Below are 16,162 nucleotides of genomic sequence, written 5' to 3'. Positions count from 1 at the left end.
AAACCGTGGAGACGGAAGAATATGAGCGACTTCAACACCCTCGAACTGCACAACGATCCACGGGGTTTCACCACCCTGTGGCTCAATCGTGCGGAAAAGAACAACGCGTTCAACGCCGAAATGATCCGCGAACTGATCCTCGCACTGGACAAGGTCGCCAGCGACGCCAGCCTGCGTTTCCTTCTGCTGCGCGGGCGTGGCCGGCACTTCAGCGCCGGCGCCGATCTGGCGTGGATGCAGCAATCGGCTGAACTCGATTACCACACCAATCTGGACGATGCCCGCGAGCTAGCGGAGCTGATGTACAACCTCGCCAAGCTGAAAATCCCGACCCTGGCCGTGGTGCAGGGTGCGGCGTTCGGCGGTGCGCTGGGGCTGATCAGTTGCTGCGACATGGCGATCGGCGCCGACGATGCGCAATTCTGTCTGTCGGAAGTGCGCATTGGTCTGGCGCCGGCGGTGATCAGTCCGTTCGTGGTGCAGGCCATCGGCGAACGCGCGGCGCGACGTTATGCCCTGACCGCCGAGCGCTTCGGTGGGCAGCGGGCGCGGGAAATCGGTTTGTTGTCCGAAAGCTACCCGGCCGCCGAGCTTGATCAAGCCGTCGAACAATGGATCGACAACCTGCTGCTCAACAGCCCCGCCGCGATGCGCGCCAGTAAAGATCTGCTGCGCGAAGTCGGCAACGGCGCGCTGACCCCGGCCCTGCGCCGTTACACCGAAAACGCCATCGCGCGCATCCGCGTCAGCCCCGAAGGCCAGGAAGGCCTGCGCGCCTTTCTGCAAAAACGTGCGCCGAGCTGGCAAGCCGCAACCACCACCAAGGAGCCGCGTTGATGAGCGCACCTGTTCTCACCACCCTGCTGGTGGCCAACCGCGGCGAAATCGCTTGCCGGGTCATGCGTACCGCCAAGGCGCTGGGCCTGACCACCGTCGCCGTGCACAGCGCCACCGACCGCGAAGCGCGGCACAGCCGCGAAGCGGATATCCGCGTTGATCTCGGCGGCAGCAAAGCCGCCGACAGCTACCTGCAAATCGACAAGCTGATCGCGGCGGCCAAGGCCAGCGGCGCGCAGGCGATTCACCCGGGTTATGGCTTTCTGTCGGAGAACGCCGGCTTCGCCCGTGCCATTGAACAGGCCGGACTGATTTTCCTCGGCCCGCCCGCCTCGGCCATCGACGCGATGGGCAGCAAGTCCGCAGCCAAGGCGCTGATGGAAACCGCCGGTGTACCGCTGGTGCCGGGCTATCACGGCGAGGCGCAGGATCTCGAAACCTTCCGCGATGCCTGCGCACGCATTGGTTATCCGGTGCTGCTCAAGGCCACGGCCGGTGGTGGCGGTAAAGGCATGAAAGTCGTCGAGGACGTCAGCCAACTGGCCGAAGCCCTGGCCTCGGCACAGCGTGAAGCGCAGTCGTCGTTCGGCGATTCGCGGATGCTGGTGGAGAAATACCTGCTCAAGCCGCGTCACGTGGAAATCCAGGTGTTCGCTGACCAGCACGGTAACTGCCTGTACCTCAACGAGCGTGATTGCTCGATCCAGCGCCGGCACCAGAAAGTCGTCGAAGAAGCCCCGGCCCCGGGCCTGACCCCGGAACTGCGCCGGGCCATGGGCGAAGCGGCCGTGCGTTCGGCGCAGGCAATCGGTTACGTCGGTGCCGGCACCGTCGAGTTTCTGCTCGATGCGCGCGGCGAATTCTTCTTCATGGAGATGAACACGCGCCTGCAGGTCGAGCACCCGGTCACCGAAGCGGTCACCGGCCTCGATCTGGTGGCGTGGCAGATTCGTGTGGCGCGTGGTGAAGCGTTGCCGATCACGCAGGATCAGGTGCCGCTCAATGGCCATGCGATTGAAGTGCGGCTGTATGCAGAGGATCCGTCGAATGATTTCCTGCCCGCCACCGGGCGTCTGGAACTTTACCGCGAATCGGCTGCAGGGCCGGGACGGCGGGTTGATAGCGGGGTTGAAGAAGGTGACGAGATTTCGCCATTCTACGACCCGATGCTCGGCAAGCTGATTGCCTGGGGCGAGGATCGCGAGCAGGCGCGGCTGCGCCTGTTGAGCATGCTCGATGAGTTCGCGATTGGCGGTTTGAAGACCAACATCAACTTCCTGCGGCGGATCATTGCGCATCCGGCATTTGCCGCTGCGGAGTTGGACACCGGGTTTATTCCGCGTTATCAGGAAACGCTGCTGCCGGCTCCGGGTGAACTGAGTGATGGGTTCTGGAATACGGCAGCGCAGGCTTTCGCGCAGAGTTTGCCGGGCACAGTTCGGGCGGATGATCCGGGATCGCCGTGGGCCTTGAACAGTGGTTTGCGCGCCGGTCTGCCGGCAGAAGTCACTTTGCATTTGAGCTGCGAGGGCCAGGATCGGGCGCTGACGCTGAATAGCTCAGGCAACGCCACACTGTCCGGTGAATCACTGGTGGTCGAGCACGATGGCGTACGCCGTGTCCTGCGGGCAATTCGTCAGGGCGATTCGCTGTACCTGCAATGGGACGGCGAGTTGCGGCGCATTCAGGCGTATGACCCGATCAGCGCCGTCGACGCCAGCCACAGCCATCAGGGCGGTCTGACCGCGCCAATGAACGGCAGCATCGTGCGGGTGTTGGTGGAGGCCGGGCAGTCGGTCGAAGCCGGTGCGCAACTGGTGGTGCTGGAAGCGATGAAGATGGAGCACAGCATCCGCGCGCCCCATGCGGGAGTGATCAAAGCGCTGTATTGCCAGGAAGGCGAAATGGTCGGCGAAGGCAGCGCTTTGGTTGAACTGGAAGCCGTGTAAATGGGAGATCGATCCTACGCAAAACGAGGATCGATCTGACTAGAAACGCGCCGTAGCCTGAACCACCACGCCGATGATTCGACACTCGTCGGTCAACAGGGCTTTGGGCCAGGTCGGATTGAGCGGTACCAGGTAACGCTGGCCGCCCTCTTCGTCCAGTTTGCGAAAGATCGCCTCATCGCAACCTTGCCACTGGGCAATTACCAGTTTGCCGGGCACCGCTTCCACTTCCGGATCGACCAGGATCAGCATGCCTTCGGCGATGCTCTGGCCCGAAGGTGCGGTCATCGAGTTTCCCGTCACTGTCAGCCAGAACGCCGCGCCACGGGCGTGATAATCCGTCAGTTCGAAACGCTGCTTGTCAGGCGTCGCGGCGTAAGTCGTGGATGCACCCTCACGCACTTCGCACGGGGTGTGCCAGTCGCTGACCGGATAGCGGAAATACGGGTTGTACTTCTGCGCCAGTGGCATCTCGTCATCGTCGACTTCCTGCGGTTCGCGAATCACCAGCACCACTTCCAGGAAGTCCATGCCCAGCGCCTGCAACACGCGGTTCATTTCCGTGATGCCCGGCTCGCGACGTTTGTTCAGCCAATGGCCGATCCCGCCCTGGGACATGCCGACGCGCTCTCCGAGCTCTGTTTGAGTGATTTTGAGTTCACTCATCTTGGCCTTGACCAACTCAATCCATTTATCCATGTGCGGCACCTTACTCGGCCCGCCTTCGGCCGGCAAAACACATATTGTAGTATTTAAATTCTGGTCACAACTACGCATCGTACTATGCTGAAAGCACGGACTTTCAATCGAACAAGGAGTGACCCTTCACCATGAATATCAGCAGTAAAGACTTGCCCGACCTGCAAATGGACACCACGTTCACCTCCCCTCAGGGCAACGCAGCAGCGCAGCGAGCACTGGACTATTACTTGAAACCAGCTGTGTCAGAACCCGAAGTCGACGAGCGTTTTTTCGATGTGAAACGTCACCTCAGTGGCGAAGAGGCTCTGGTGCACGCCTCGGATCTGCTGCGCTGCGCAGCCGCCACCGCCTTCAAGGCAGCCGAAAACCTGCAAGGCGCAAGCCGTGACCTGGCATTTTCGGTGGTGCATATGGTGGATATGGCGCGAGCGATGGTCGACCATTCAATTGATGGCGAGCAGCTCTGAAGAAGACGAGAAACGAACGGACAGGAAAGAATTTTCCAATCGCGCAGATAAAAACGTTTGACTTGCAAATGATAATGATTATTATTGCAAGCAACTGGTCGCGAGATCAGTCGATGGAACAGAGACCTTAGGTCGGTCTCTGAACTATCTCCTCATCAGGCTAATCACGGTTTTTGACCCGGCTTTTTGCCGGGTCTTTTTTTTGCCCGTTTTTCGGGCTTATGGCTTCAGGCTAATGAAGTCTTTGGATGCTGCAAATTCGATGGCGCGGATAATATCAAAAGAATATCGCTTGGCAAGCTCAGCCCGGCCAGATTGGGGCAAACCAATGACAATTAGCACTTGAGAATCAATTGCACAGTCTCTAAGCTGCTTGCGCGTCATGGAAGACGCCCCCCACCGCAAGCCGCAATTTCCCTCGGTTTCCCTCCAGTCTTGCGTGTAAAGTAGCCGCCATAAAAATCATATTCAGGAATCGATATGACCGTGGCCAAATCTTCGTTCGACATCAGCGCCAATTTCGACAGCGGCAACATCCAAGTCATCGACATCTCCAATCCGCTCAACCCGGTTCTGGCCATTCGCCCCGATACCCGCAGCGCGCATTTTCAGTGGTTCCACTTCAAGGCCAGCGGCCTGCATGTTCATCAGGAACACTGGTTTCGCCTGGTCAACGCCAGCCAATCCTCTTACAACAAAGCCTGGACCGGCTATCAGGCCGTCGCTTCCTACGACCACGTCAACTGGTTCCGCATTCCCACCAGTTTTGAAGGCGACAGCCTGCGCTTTTGCCTCGAAGCCGAGCAAACCCATGCCTGGTTCGCCTACTTCGAACCCTACAGCCGCGGTCGTCATGACTGGCTGATCGAGCAGGCGCTGACCAAGGCCGGCACCGAACTGCTGGCCACCGGCAAGAGCGTCGAGGGTCGTGACATTCAACTGCTACGCAAGGGCAGCGGTGCCGAAGGTCAGCGCAAAGTCTGGATCATCGCGCAACAGCACCCGGGCGAGCACATGGCCGAATGGTTCATGGAAGGCGTGATCGAGCGCCTGGAACGCCACGACGATCCCGTGCTGAACACGCTGCTCGCCAGTGCCGACCTGTATCTGGTGCCGAACATGAACCCGGATGGCGCCTTCCACGGCCATCTGCGCACCAACGCCATGGGCCAGGACTTGAACCGCGCCTGGCAGAGCGCCAGTCAGGACGTCAGCCCTGAAGTACTTTTCGTACAGCAGCAAATGGAAAAGTACGGCGTCGATCTGTTCCTCGACGTACACGGTGATGAGGAAATCCCCCACGTGTTCACCGCCGGTTGTGAAGGCAACCCGGGTTACACGCCGCGCATCGAGAAGCTCGAAGAGCATTTCCGCACCCACCTCAAACACACTACCAAAGACTTCCAGACCAAGTACGGTTACACCCGCGACGAACCGGGCCAGGCCAACATGACTCTGGCCTGCAACGCTGTCGGCCAGAAATACGACTGCCTGTCGCTGACCCTGGAAATGCCGTTCAAGGATCACGATGACCATCCGAACAAAGAAACGGGCTGGTCCGGCAAGCGCTCGAAACAGTTGGGCAAGGACGTGCTGACCACCATCGCCGACATGGTCGACACCCTGCGCTGATCCCTCCCCCGATCCAACCAAAGATCGCAGCTTTGTCTGCGATCTTTTTTTGCGCAATCAAACGCCACGACCAACAAGGTTGCAAATTAAAACCAGAATGCTTACCGTGATTCTGGTTTTAATTTGAAACCCAAAAAGGAATCAGGGCATGCAATCTCAACCTCTCAAAAGCAGCGTTGTGCTGCTGTTCGCCATCGCCTGTGGACTGGCCGTGGGCAACGTGTATTACGCGCAGCCGCTGCTGGACGCCATGGCCGAGGCCTTCGCCATGTCGCCAGCCACCATCGGCATCGTCATCACTCTGACGCAGATCGGCTATGGCATCGGTCTGGTGTTGCTGGTGCCGCTCGGCGACCTGCTCAACCGACGCCGACTGATCGTCACCCAGACCCTGCTCTCGGCCGCCGCGCTGTTGATGATCGCGCTGGCGCCCAGCAGCGCGTGGTTGTTGCTCGGCATGACCCTGACCGGTTTGCTCGCGGTGGTGACGCAAGTGCTGGTGGCGTACGCCGCGACACTGGCGATCCCGGCGCAGCGCGGTCGCGTGGTCGGCGTGGTCACCAGCGGCATCGTCGTCGGCATTCTGCTTGCTCGAACGATTGCCGGGGCCATGGCTGATCTGGCGGGTTGGCGCGCGATCTATCTGCTGTCTGCGGGTCTGACGCTACTGATGGCGCTGCTGCTGTTGCGCGTATTGCCCAAGGATGAAGCCGCGCAGCCCGCGAGCCGTTACGGCGCGCTGATCGCTTCGGTGTTCAGCCTGTTCCGGCAAGAGCCGGTGCTGCGCCAACGGGCAATTCTCGCGTTGCTGACCTTCGCCAGCGCCATGGTCCTGTGGACGCCGATGGTACTGCCGCTGGCCGCCCCGCCGCTGTCGTTGTCGCACAGTGAAATCGGCCTGTTCGGCTTGGCCGGCGCCGCCGGTGCACTCGCCGCCGCGCGTGCCGGACATCTGGCTGATCGCGGCCTCGGCCAATGGGTCAGTGGCCTGTCGCTGCTGCTGATGCTCGCTTCGTGGCTGCCGATCGCCCTCACCCAGTCCTCGTTGTGGGCACTGTTGCTGGGGGTGATCACCCTCGATCTGGGCTTGCAGGCCGTGCACGTCACCAGCCAGAGCATGATCTACAGCGTGCGTCCCGAAGCGCAAAGCCGCCTCACCGCCGGCTACATGCTGTTCTATTCGATCGGCAGCGCATTGGGTTCGATTACCTCGACGGCGATGTACGCCTGGGCTGGCTGGACCGGCGTGTGTCTGCTTGGCGCCGCTATCAATGCAGTGGCACTGGGTTATTGGTGGCTGACCCTGAAAAGTGGCGCACCCCAGCGGTGCGCCACACAAGCGGGTTAATCGCGATCGCGACCGCGCAACATGCTGTCGAGCACCTCGTCGCGGCGCACCCAACCGTGGAACAGCGCCGCCGCCAGGTGCAACAGCACCGTCAGGAACAACAGGTACGCCAGATAGCCATGCGCCTTGCGCAGCAGGGCAAACACTTGCGCATCGGCCGGCAGGATCGACGGCAATTGCAGGGTATTGCTGAGCATCACCGGCTCCCCCGACGCACTGATCATCGCCCAACCGAGCACCGGCAGCACCAGCATCAACGCGTACAACAACACATGCGAAGCCTTGGCCGCCATTACCTGCCAGCCCGGCAGATCGGCCGGCAGCGGCGGCTGTCGGGTAGAAAACCGTACCAACAGGCGCACAACCACCAGCAGCAGAATCGCGATCCCCAGCGGTTTATGCAGATGAATCAGCCATTCATGCCGCTGTGAAACCGAAGTGACCATGCCGGCGCCGATGAACAGCATGGCGATGATCATCAGCGCCATCAGCCAGTGCAGCAGCCGCGCCAACAGCGCGAAATGAGTCGGTTGCGTGCTCATGGGCGAGCCTCCTGACGGGCGGCGGGCAATTGGCTGACTTCACTGGTACGCCGCAGATAGGAATCGGCGTAGCCGGCGGAACGCGCGGCGAGCAGCGGGTCGTCGGAGCCTTCGATACCAGCCGGCAGCACCAGCGGATCGTAGTTGATGTCGCGGCATTCGCCGCTGAGCTGCGGCTGAGTCTTCTCCAGCACCAGCGTGCCGGCGTTGATCACCTTGCGGCCCTCGGGCCAGGCTTTGCTGGCATCGTTCACCGGATCACCGGGGTTGGCCAGGGTGATATTCAACTGCCAGCGCAACGGCCCTTCGGCCAGGCGCTGCACCAGATCCTTCTCGAGAAAATCCGCACCCTCCGGCGCCGCTGCGCCAGCGGCATCACGCGCCAGTGGCGTGACACTCCAGCGTACGGCCTGCTTCTGCCCACTGGCGTTGACCAGATAGAAAGCATTCACGCTGTTGTAGGTTTCAGTGGCATAGCTGGCCGACGGTTTGGCGGTCTTCACCCAGGTCAGAAACGGCACGGCTTCCGGGTGGGCGGCGAAGAATGCCGGCACTTTCGACGGATCCGGTTTACCTGTGGCCGGATCCGGCGACTGTGCCTGCTGCAACTGGTAGAACGCCTCGGGAGTGCCGACCGGGAACACCGGCATGCTGTTCATCCCGGTGCGCCATTGCTGACCGTTGGCCTGGGTGAATCGCAACGCCAGACTGCGGATCGGCACACTGCTGTCCGGGGCGTAGGGATTCCCTGCCGGCAAGGCAAAGCGCCCGACTACCGGGGTCTGCGCCTCGTTGAACACCTGCGCGGCAGAAAACGCCCGCGCCTCGCCACTGCTCTCGAAATGCCCGATCACGCACACGCCCTTGGCGTGGTTGCGCCGAAACCCGGGATGCACGCCGTTGTTTTTCTCCAGCACATCGACCAGCGCTTTGGGCGTCAGACGTTGTGGGTCAAGATTACCGTGCACGTAGGCAAACGCCCCGGCGACAGCGGCAACGACCACGGCAATCGCCGTCAGGCGCAACACTGTGCTCGCGGCACTCAAGGGCGGGCGCGGCGGCCTGCCCGGCGGTGAAGTGCGATCAACCATGAATAACTCCAGGGCCATCGGCCACAAGTAGGAAGAATCAGCAAGACGCACCCCATCGGGATTTATTCCATGGCCCGGTATTTATTTTTCCGAACGTGGAATAACCTCGAACGGCAGACGTCTCCCTAGTCCACAGCGTAGTGACTAGCAGAAATTCATGAGCGAATTCGACGAACAGTTGAGAGAAATCATTCCCAGATTGCGCCGCTTTGCCGTGTCACTGACCCGCAACAGCAGCAGCGCCGACGATCTGGTGCAGGCCAGCCTCGAGCGGGCCCTGTCCGGCTGGGGCGCAAAACGCGCCGAGGGTGACGTGCGCGCATGGCTGTTCGCGATCCTCTATCGGCAGTTTCTCGACGCCCATCGGCGCTCACGCCGTTATGCACGGATGCTCGAATTCTTCACCGGTCGCGACGACGCCGAGCCCTCGACCGAACGCACAGTCATCGCCCAATCCACCTTGCGAGCCTTCGATCATCTACCCACCGAGCAACGCGCTTTGTTGCTGATGGTCTCGGTCGAAGGCCTGAGCTACAAGGAAGTCGCCGAAATCCTTAACGTCCCCACCGGCACTGTGATGTCGCGCCTGTCCCGCGCCCGCCAGGCCCTGCGCCAGCTCAGCGACGGCGAAATCAGCAGCCCTTCTTTGCGGATACTCAAATGATCAGCATGCCTCCCAGTGAGCGTGACCTGCACGCTTACGTCGACCATCAACTCAACGAGGCCGACCGACGGGTACTCGACGCCTGGCTGGTCAATCATCCGGAAGAGGCGGCGCAGGTTCGCGCCTGGCAGCACGACGCCCAGCTACTGCGCGCGGCACTCGGTGGTGCATTGCAGCAACCGGCCAATCCGTCGCTTGAACCGGCGCTGATCCGCCAGCGTCTCAAGCGTCAGTCGCGACGTCATCTGGCCAGCGCGGCGGTGTTGCTGATCGCGGTCGGCATCGGCGGTTTCAGTGGCTGGCAGGCGCGGGAAATGACCCTCGTACGCTCTTCCACGCTACCGATGACCGATGCCTTGCAGGCCTATCGATTGATTGCCCAGCAGGGAATTCTGCCGGCGGACTACAAGGTTGCCAGTGACGGCGACATGCAGCATTGGCTCGACCGCTATTTCACCCGGGCCAGTCGCTTGCCGGATCTGAAATCCGCCGGCTTCGAGCCGGTCAGCGGTCGTCTGCTCAGCACCGATGAAGGCCCGGCAGCGATGGTGGTGTATGAGGATCGCAGCGGCCACAAGATCAGTTTCTACGTGCGACCACCGGGACCTGAAAACACCTTCCTGCCACGCGGCAGCCGCAGCGACGGCGATCTGCAGGCCGATTACTGGTCCGGTGGCGGATACAACTATGCGCTGGTCAGCCCGACGGACTCGCCGGCGGCGCAGGTGCTCAAGCAATCACAACCCTTCTGAATCTGCTGCATACCCCTGTGGGAGCGGGCTTGCTCGCGAAAGCGGTGTGTCATTCAACAATGTTGTCGACTGATCTGCCGCTTTCGCGAGCAAGCCCGCTCCCACAGGGGGTCGTCGTATGATTCAGAAGCCTACATCGAGCACCACATTATCCAGATACGTCCCCGCCGGCGGCGTGGTCTGGTCGGTGTAGATCTTGGCGTTGTAATTGAAGATCTGACTTCCCGTGCCCAAGCCATTCCCCGGATTGACCTCGGCATCGGTACTGGAGCGGCGCGCACTGCCGACACTGCCCCAACGAGTGGTGCCGGCGCTTTTGAAGATGTCGTAGGCCAGATAATTGCTCCCGGAAATCATCCGTCGTCGCCCGCCGACACTGAGCGGATTCTGCCCGTCGCTCAAACCGACCGTGTAGGCACTGCCCTTGGTACAGGCCAGATTGATCGTCTGCCCGGTCACCGGGGTAAAGGCGCTGATCACCGGTGCGCTGCCGAAGGCAATGTTCGGCGCGGTAATCGTGCAGTCGTTGGACACGGTCAGGTTCACGGTCAACGTCGCGGTACCGCTATTGATGTCGCGCCCCAGACAAACACTGCCGATACCGATCCCGGAGCAGTAATTCCAGTTCCAGAAAATGCTCAGGGTTTCCGTATAGACCCCGGCGGCGACGTTGCTGCCAATGGTCGTGCCCAGATACAGCGGCACGGTTTTTGGGGTCGTGCCGTTGAGCAGTCCCAAGGCGTCGATGATGCCGTTGCGCGCGAAGTCATAGGCGGTGCCGCGAGTCACCGGATAACTGGTGCTGTTGTTGGCGTAGATCGTGTAGCCGATGACGTCGCCGGTCGGCCCGAGCAAGCCGCTCTGGGTCGAGGTGATGGTGGCGTAGAAATGATCGTTGCTGGTCAGCAATGACAGCAGCGAACCGGTACAACTCAACCCGGCGTTGAGCGTGGAACTGGGCTGCGTCGTGGTGCGCACGGCAATCGAGCTGATCGAACCGAACGCCGCCGGCGTGGTGCTGACCACCGAGCACAGGGCCTGCGCCGCCCCCGGCAGCAGCAACGCCAGACAAAGGCAGACTCGGGCACCGATCATTGGCACACCAGCGGGCCGATCAGCGGTACTTGGCTTTGCTGCGTATCCACGTCGAATCGGGCCTTGCAGGTCTTGCCGTCGGCCAGTGTCACCTGCAACGAATTCTGTGCCTGCAGGTTTTCCAGATAGACCAGACCATCCCAGCCCACCACCGTGCGCGTTCCGCTCTGTTCGTGCAGCACACCCGCCCCCAAAGGCAGTTCGCGTTGCTGCGCATCCACCAGCACGATGCTCGCGGCAACCACCCGCGTCAGTGGAAACTCCAGCAGATAGCCGCTGCCACGGCGAACGGCAATGCGCTGTTCGACGTTGGGGCTGCGCACGTTGGCGGGCAAATTCAGCGGATCGATTTCGTATTTGCCACGGTAGTAGGCGCTACTCCACGGCACTAGCAAGTGACCGTTTTTATCGGTCTGACCGACCTGCTGGTTTTCGTAGCGCACCGGAATATCGGCGAAACCGTCGGTGCTGACCACTACAAACGCGTCATCGATGCGATTGGCGGCGAACACTTGCCGGTCCATCCACACCAGCGAGCCACTGGCGTCGGCCCAGCGGGTTTCAGCCTCCGAAGTGCCATAGACACCGGCCTGCAATTGCACCGATTGCAGACGCCAGGTCACGTCGGCCTGACGATAATCCGCGCCGTCACCCTTGGCGTAACCCAGATTGAAGCCGACTCCGCCCTCAGTCGGCACCGAGCGGCTGTAATTGACCCGCTGCTGACTCTGCCCGGTTTTGCTGCGTTCACTGCTGATCGCCAGGCTGCCGCGCAGATCGAACGGAATCACCAGTTGCGCCTGCACCGCCCAATTGCTGTCGCCAATCTCGCGGTTGGCCGACAGATAGACGCTGCTGTTGCGCCACAGTGCCTTGCTCCAGCTCAGGTTGAGCAACCGCGTGCGCGAATCGTCCGCCGCGCGCACATCGAAATAACCGGCGCCGAGGCTTCCCCAGCGGTCGAGACTGACACTCAGGGTCGCCTGCTCGCTGCGCCGACTGAGGCTGATGTAAGGGCTGTCGATCACGCTCAGGTCGGCGTATTGGTCGCGACGTTGCAGGCGTTGATAGGTAAAGCTATAGCGTTGGCTGCTGTACTGATAACCGAGGCTCAATTGCTGGCCGCCGTCACCGTCAAAGCGGCTTTGGCTGACCGCGCTGTTGAGTACACCGAAATTGCCCAAACGCAAATTGCCGCCGATGCCGCCGAGGGTCAGCGAGTCAGCCGCTTCGGCGTGGCTTTCTAGGGTGAAGCTGTCGCTGACACCGTATCGCAGGCTGCCGGAAGATACCCCGGTGCCGTAGCTGAAATCTTTCAAGCCGTAGTCGCGGCGCAAGGTACCGGCGGCCACCGAGAAATCGCTCAGGCCTTTTTGCAGCAGGCTGCTGGTGACGTAGAACGGCACCGTGGTCGAGACCTGCCGGCCCAGCGCGTCGGTGGTCACCACCACGGCTTCGCCGGCACCGTTGATGAACGGAATGTTGGTCAACGTGTACGGCCCCGGTTGCAGATCGGTGCTGCTGGACTTGTAGCCGTTGATGAAAAGGTCCACGGAGGATGGCACCGCCGCTTCACCGGCAAATTGCGGCAGCGGATAGGTCACCAGGTCCGGGCGCACGGCAAAATCCCGGGAAAACTGCACACCACCCAGACGCACCGAATTGCTCCACGGTAAGGCGCCACTGATCACGTCACCTGCCTCGTAGGTGAGCATGCGTTCGTCATCGGAATAGCGCCAGGTGCTGTCATAGCGCAGATACCCGTTGTTCAGCGTGCTGGCGGCATCGCCGGACAAGGTGCGTCGGTATTGCCCGGTATTGGACAAGGTGCCCCAGCTGTCGAACAGCCGTACCTCGTTCCACGCCGCCAGATAGGTGCCGCCATCGTCGGTGTCATTGAGGTACAGGTCATAGTTGAGCAGCGCGCCAAAACTGCTCAGCGCCGGGGTGCGCGGGTAGTTCTGCCGATTGCCGATCAATTGCTCTGGCAGCCACTGCGGCGGCACATCGAGCAGCAGGCGCTGGCCGACGCTGTCGTATTCACTGTGCAAGCCCGGCAGGCTGTCGAGATCGACTTCAGCCCCCACATTGTCCGGCAGCTTCATGCCGGTTTCCTGCAGCGCACTGGTCGGCAGAAACAGGCGCCCATCGCGCTGCTGCACCGCCACCACCCGCCCGGTATTCATCTGATTGACCACCAATTCCAGAAACAGCTGTGCATCACTCACGGCCTCCATGCCGCTGGGAGGCGGCGGCAATTCACCGGCCCCGGATGGTTGAACGAACATCAGGCAACAGGCGCCGCCGATGAGCCACAACGGACGCTGAATACGACGAGCCCATCCCGGGCTCATACACGCTTTACGTCCGTCAATGGACTTGATCCTCCTGATGCCACTCTTGCCTGAGCCAGTTATCTTTCTCTGGTTTATTGACGACACGATGCAATCATTGTGGCGAGGGAGCTTGCTCCCGCTCGGCGGCGCAGCCGTCGTCAGAACTGTTTATGCGGACTAACTGACGCTGCGCGCTCGCCTGACTTGGGGCTGCTTCGCAACCCAGCGGGAGCAAGCTCCCTCGCCACACAAGTCCGCTCGGCATGGCTCTCTTTTCAGCGTCCCGGCGCAATGCTCTGCACCTGCGCCCCGCCATTGACCCGCACCTGCAACGCCGACTCACTGGCCAACGGCCCCGGTGCCGGCCAGCGCATCACCGCCCCCGGCAACACGTAACCCAGCAAGCCTTCGGCCAATGGCTTGCTTTGCCCACCTTGTTTGATTGCCACGTCGGTCAGCCGCGCGTGTACCGCGCCCTGGTTGCGCACCTCGACGTACGGCCGACCGTCCACCGCCACCGTGCGCCAGCTCAGCTGCGGCACACCGATACCTTTGGGATCACGCGGGCGCGTGCTGTCCTCCTTGCTCCACAGCCCCGCGCCGTAAGCAAACAACGGCACCGAATAGCGCATCTGGAAGCGGATCGCCGCCGCCGTTTTGCCGCCCTCGGCAGCCGGCGGCTGAGCGGAAGGGATTTCGTCGATGATGATCCGGTAGGCCAGTTCCTGCCCCGGTGGCACATCCTTGGTTCGGGTCAGACGCACCAGTTGTTTCTGCCCCGGTTCGATCTTCGCCACCGGTGGGCTGCCGATCACGTCGCGCTGGTTCTGGTATTGCTCCTCAAAGCCGCTCTGGCTCCAGCCGAACACACGGATCTGCAGGTTGGCGGTTTCCGTGCCACGGTTTTCCAGCCACAACGCACTGGCCTGTTGATCGGCTTCCAGCACCGGATCGATCGGCCAGATCAACACCGAACTGGCGGCCTGCGCACTGCCGCCCCCGAGCATGACCAGTGCCAGCATCGCGCACCGTACAACCCAATGCCCTGACGTAACTGCCCCCATGAACCTGCTCCTTGTCGGCCATCCAAACGTCTACTCACCACGACAGTTGCACCTGCAACACGTCGCTATACGTCCCCCCAGGCTGATTGCCCGGCAATTGCACCTGACCGTAAATCGGCAGGCTGATGTTGTTCGCATCGCTGTAGGCCACCGCCACGCTCTGACCGATGCCCAGGCTCTGGCTGTAAGCCGCATCACGAAACAGCGCGTAAGCCACCCGCGCACTGCCGCTGTTGATCTGCATATGGCGGCCGCTGCTGTTGTACTGGCCGCCATCGACGCTCATGTTCAATGTCACTCCGGGCGTGCATTGCAGCTGCACGCCCCCGGTCAATGCCACTTGCACCGTGCCAGTGGCCAGGGCCGAGTGCGAGCCGAAATTCAGCCCGCCGTAATTCGACACCCCGCCGACCACCAGGCACCCCGGCGTGATGGTGGCGCTGACCTGAAAGCTCTGGCTGGTCGCCGCCCCCAGCGGCAGCGGCACACTGCCCGCACAGAGCAGGAGCAGCGCGGCGCAGAGCTGACGGCGCATGGCATCAGAACGTCAGTTGCACGGCGATGGTGTCGGTGTAGGTTCCGGCCGGCAAACCAGCCTTGCCTTTGGCCTGACCGTAGATATTCACCGTCTGCGCCGTACCGGTGCTGGGAGCCAGATTGATCGTGCCGTTGACGGGCAGCAGCGTCGAGAACCCGGAGTCGGTGTACAAGTCGTACGGCACGTAATTGGCGACGCCGTCGTACAGTGCCCGGGCGCCCCCCGTCGATTTTCCGTCATTGGCACCCGCGCCTACCGTGACCGTAGGTGTGGTACCACTGGAACACAGAATCGACAGCGCTCCGCCGCCACCGCCCAACACCTGTCCGGTGGCGGTGGTGAACAGGCTGTTGGCGGTACCGAAGTTCAACGCACCGAAGTTCAGCCCGGTGGTGCCCCCGGCTCCGTTGACCTGACAACTGCTGGTCAGGATCAGGCTGGAAGTGATCTGGCCAGTAACGGTGGTGGCGGCATTGGCACTGGAAACCAGCGTCAGGCCGAGCAATGACAAACCTATCCTTGATGCAAACTTGCGCATGGTGTCCGTCCTCTACGGGGTTACCAGTCGAGCGTCACCGTCAGGGTGTCGGTATAGACCCCTGCCGGAACCGCGCGGGTATTCGCCACCACCGAGCCAAATACCGGGATGGGTATCTGCGCACCGCTGGTGACAGCGAAATTGTGCTGTTGGCCAATGCTGTAGCTCTGGCTGCCGGAAGCATCCAGATAGAGTTGATAAGGGATGGTCTGGCGACCATTGCTCAGGCGCCGGGTATTGCCATCACCGTGGGTACCACCGTTGATGGTGACGGTGAAACCGGTGACCGATGGGTTGCAGGCAACATTGAGTCTGCCGCTGCTGTCAGCGTCGAGACTGGCCTTGATCGGCGCAGTCCAGGTCGGCCCCTGCAGCCCGAAATCGAGGGAGCCGAGATTGCCGACCGGGGATCCAGGACTGGATCCGTTGGTGACTTCGCACCCGGCAATCAGGATCAGCCGCGCATGTATCTGCCCACTCACCGCCGCCTGTGCGTCGTCAGCGAGCAACAGCAGCGTAGCCGTGGCGATGACCATCCAGTGTTTGCCTGTCATTGCGCCCTTCCTACTCCTTCAGGATGCCTGCGAAACTCGCGTTCATCATTGAA

The 16,162-nt window shown here is 61.6% G+C and carries 17 protein-coding genes and 1 pseudogene; 7 read left to right on the top strand and 11 right to left on the bottom strand.

Going from position 1 to position 16,162, the window contains the following annotated elements; translation table 11 throughout:
- Positions 1 to 21: 21 nt before the first annotated feature.
- Both M0814_RS05865 and M0814_RS05860 read left to right on the top strand, forming a co-directional pair.
- Positions 22 to 837: a gamma-carboxygeranoyl-CoA hydratase gene (locus M0814_RS05865; RefSeq protein ID WP_103486217.1), complete on the top strand. Its 816-nt coding sequence runs from the start codon at positions 22 to 24 to the stop codon at positions 835 to 837.
- On the top strand, positions 837 to 2,786 hold the full coding sequence (locus tag M0814_RS05860; RefSeq protein WP_103486218.1) for an acetyl/propionyl/methylcrotonyl-CoA carboxylase subunit alpha: 1,950 nt from the start codon (positions 837 to 839) through the stop codon (positions 2,784 to 2,786). The genes M0814_RS05865 and M0814_RS05860 overlap by 1 nt, the downstream gene beginning before the upstream one ends.
- A gap of 39 nt (positions 2,787 to 2,825) precedes the next feature.
- On the opposite strand, the gene M0814_RS05855 is transcribed toward M0814_RS05860, so the two are convergent.
- Positions 2,826 to 3,485 (bottom strand): S24 family peptidase, encoded by a 660-nt coding sequence (locus M0814_RS05855; protein ID WP_003223693.1) that lies wholly within the window; start codon positions 3,483 to 3,485, stop codon positions 2,826 to 2,828.
- A 131-nt stretch (positions 3,486 to 3,616) separates the two neighbouring features.
- Between M0814_RS05855 and M0814_RS05850 the strand changes: the two genes are divergently transcribed.
- Positions 3,617 to 3,955 carry a DUF3077 domain-containing protein gene (locus tag M0814_RS05850; RefSeq protein ID WP_003223691.1) on the top strand — a complete coding sequence of 113 codons (339 nt, stop codon included), beginning with the start codon at positions 3,617 to 3,619 and terminating at the stop codon, positions 3,953 to 3,955.
- Positions 3,956 to 4,174: 219 nt separating this feature from the next.
- Here M0814_RS05850 and M0814_RS05845 read toward each other — a convergent pair whose 3' ends face one another.
- Positions 4,175 to 4,339 (bottom strand): hypothetical protein, encoded by a 165-nt coding sequence (locus M0814_RS05845; protein ID WP_157160359.1) that lies wholly within the window; start codon positions 4,337 to 4,339, stop codon positions 4,175 to 4,177.
- Between the two features lie 96 nt (positions 4,340 to 4,435).
- On the opposite strand from M0814_RS05845, the gene M0814_RS05840 reads away from it, so the two are divergent.
- Together M0814_RS05840 and M0814_RS05835 are read left to right on the top strand one after the other, a co-directional pair.
- Positions 4,436 to 5,587: a M14-type cytosolic carboxypeptidase gene (locus M0814_RS05840; protein ID WP_003223690.1), complete on the top strand. Its 1,152-nt coding sequence runs from the start codon at positions 4,436 to 4,438 to the stop codon at positions 5,585 to 5,587.
- Positions 5,588 to 5,735: 148 nt separating this feature from the next.
- Entirely contained in the window at positions 5,736 to 6,935 is a 1,200-nt protein-coding gene (locus M0814_RS05835) for an MFS transporter (protein WP_103486219.1), read from the top strand.
- On the opposite strand, the gene M0814_RS05830 is transcribed toward M0814_RS05835, so the two are convergent.
- Together M0814_RS05830 and M0814_RS05825 are read right to left on the bottom strand one after the other, a co-directional pair.
- Positions 6,932 to 7,477, bottom strand: coding sequence for a cytochrome b (locus M0814_RS05830; RefSeq protein WP_003223686.1), 546 nt, complete (start codon positions 7,475 to 7,477; stop codon positions 6,932 to 6,934). The two genes, M0814_RS05835 and M0814_RS05830, sit on opposite strands and share 4 nt — an antisense overlap.
- On the bottom strand, positions 7,474 to 8,568 hold the full coding sequence (locus tag M0814_RS05825; RefSeq protein WP_103486220.1) for a catalase family peroxidase: 1,095 nt from the start codon (positions 8,566 to 8,568) through the stop codon (positions 7,474 to 7,476). Before M0814_RS05825 ends, M0814_RS05830 begins: the two co-directional genes overlap by 4 nt.
- 157 nt (positions 8,569 to 8,725) lie before the next feature.
- Between M0814_RS05825 and M0814_RS05820 the strand changes: the two genes are divergently transcribed.
- A complete protein-coding gene (locus M0814_RS05820; RefSeq protein ID WP_003223683.1) occupies positions 8,726 to 9,232 on the top strand; it encodes an RNA polymerase sigma factor in 507 nt (168 codons plus the stop codon).
- Entirely contained in the window at positions 9,229 to 9,984 is a 756-nt protein-coding gene (locus tag M0814_RS05815; RefSeq protein WP_103486221.1) for an anti-sigma factor, read from the top strand. The genes M0814_RS05820 and M0814_RS05815 overlap by 4 nt, the downstream gene beginning before the upstream one ends.
- 15 nt (positions 9,985 to 9,999) lie before the next feature.
- Here M0814_RS05815 and M0814_RS29140 read toward each other — a convergent pair.
- From M0814_RS29140 to M0814_RS05780, 7 genes and pseudogenes are all read right to left on the bottom strand, one after another.
- Positions 10,000 to 10,107 (bottom strand): annotated as a pseudogene (locus tag M0814_RS29140) (EamA/RhaT family transporter); the annotation flags it as partial.
- A complete protein-coding gene (locus tag M0814_RS05805; protein ID WP_003223679.1) occupies positions 10,108 to 11,079 on the bottom strand; it encodes a spore coat U domain-containing protein in 972 nt (323 codons plus the stop codon). It abuts the pseudogene before it with no gap.
- On the bottom strand, positions 11,076 to 13,433 hold the full coding sequence (locus tag M0814_RS05800; RefSeq protein WP_103486228.1) for a fimbria/pilus outer membrane usher protein: 2,358 nt from the start codon (positions 13,431 to 13,433) through the stop codon (positions 11,076 to 11,078). The genes M0814_RS05805 and M0814_RS05800 overlap by 4 nt, the downstream gene beginning before the upstream one ends.
- Before the next feature lie 257 nt (positions 13,434 to 13,690).
- Positions 13,691 to 14,479, bottom strand: a complete 789-nt coding sequence (locus M0814_RS05795) for a molecular chaperone (RefSeq protein WP_103486222.1) — start codon at positions 14,477 to 14,479, stop codon at positions 13,691 to 13,693.
- Between the two features lie 34 nt (positions 14,480 to 14,513).
- Complete coding sequence (locus M0814_RS05790; protein WP_003223672.1) at positions 14,514 to 15,014, bottom strand: spore coat U domain-containing protein; 501 nt, start codon at positions 15,012 to 15,014, stop codon at positions 14,514 to 14,516.
- 4 nt (positions 15,015 to 15,018) lie between these two features.
- Positions 15,019 to 15,555 carry a spore coat protein U domain-containing protein gene (locus M0814_RS05785; RefSeq protein WP_003223669.1) on the bottom strand — a complete coding sequence of 179 codons (537 nt, stop codon included), beginning with the start codon at positions 15,553 to 15,555 and terminating at the stop codon, positions 15,019 to 15,021.
- 20 nt (positions 15,556 to 15,575) lie between these two features.
- Complete coding sequence (locus M0814_RS05780) at positions 15,576 to 16,109, bottom strand: spore coat U domain-containing protein (RefSeq protein ID WP_103486223.1); 534 nt, start codon at positions 16,107 to 16,109, stop codon at positions 15,576 to 15,578.
- Positions 16,110 to 16,162 lie beyond the last annotated feature (53 nt).

The sequence above is a fragment of the Pseudomonas sp. MWU12-2020 genome, from assembly GCF_023100605.1.
Taxonomy (GTDB): Bacteria; Pseudomonadota; Gammaproteobacteria; order Pseudomonadales; family Pseudomonadaceae; genus Aquipseudomonas; species Aquipseudomonas fluorescens_H.
The sequence above is the reverse complement of the archived record's forward strand: the minus strand, read 5'-3'. Positions and strand labels throughout refer to the sequence as shown.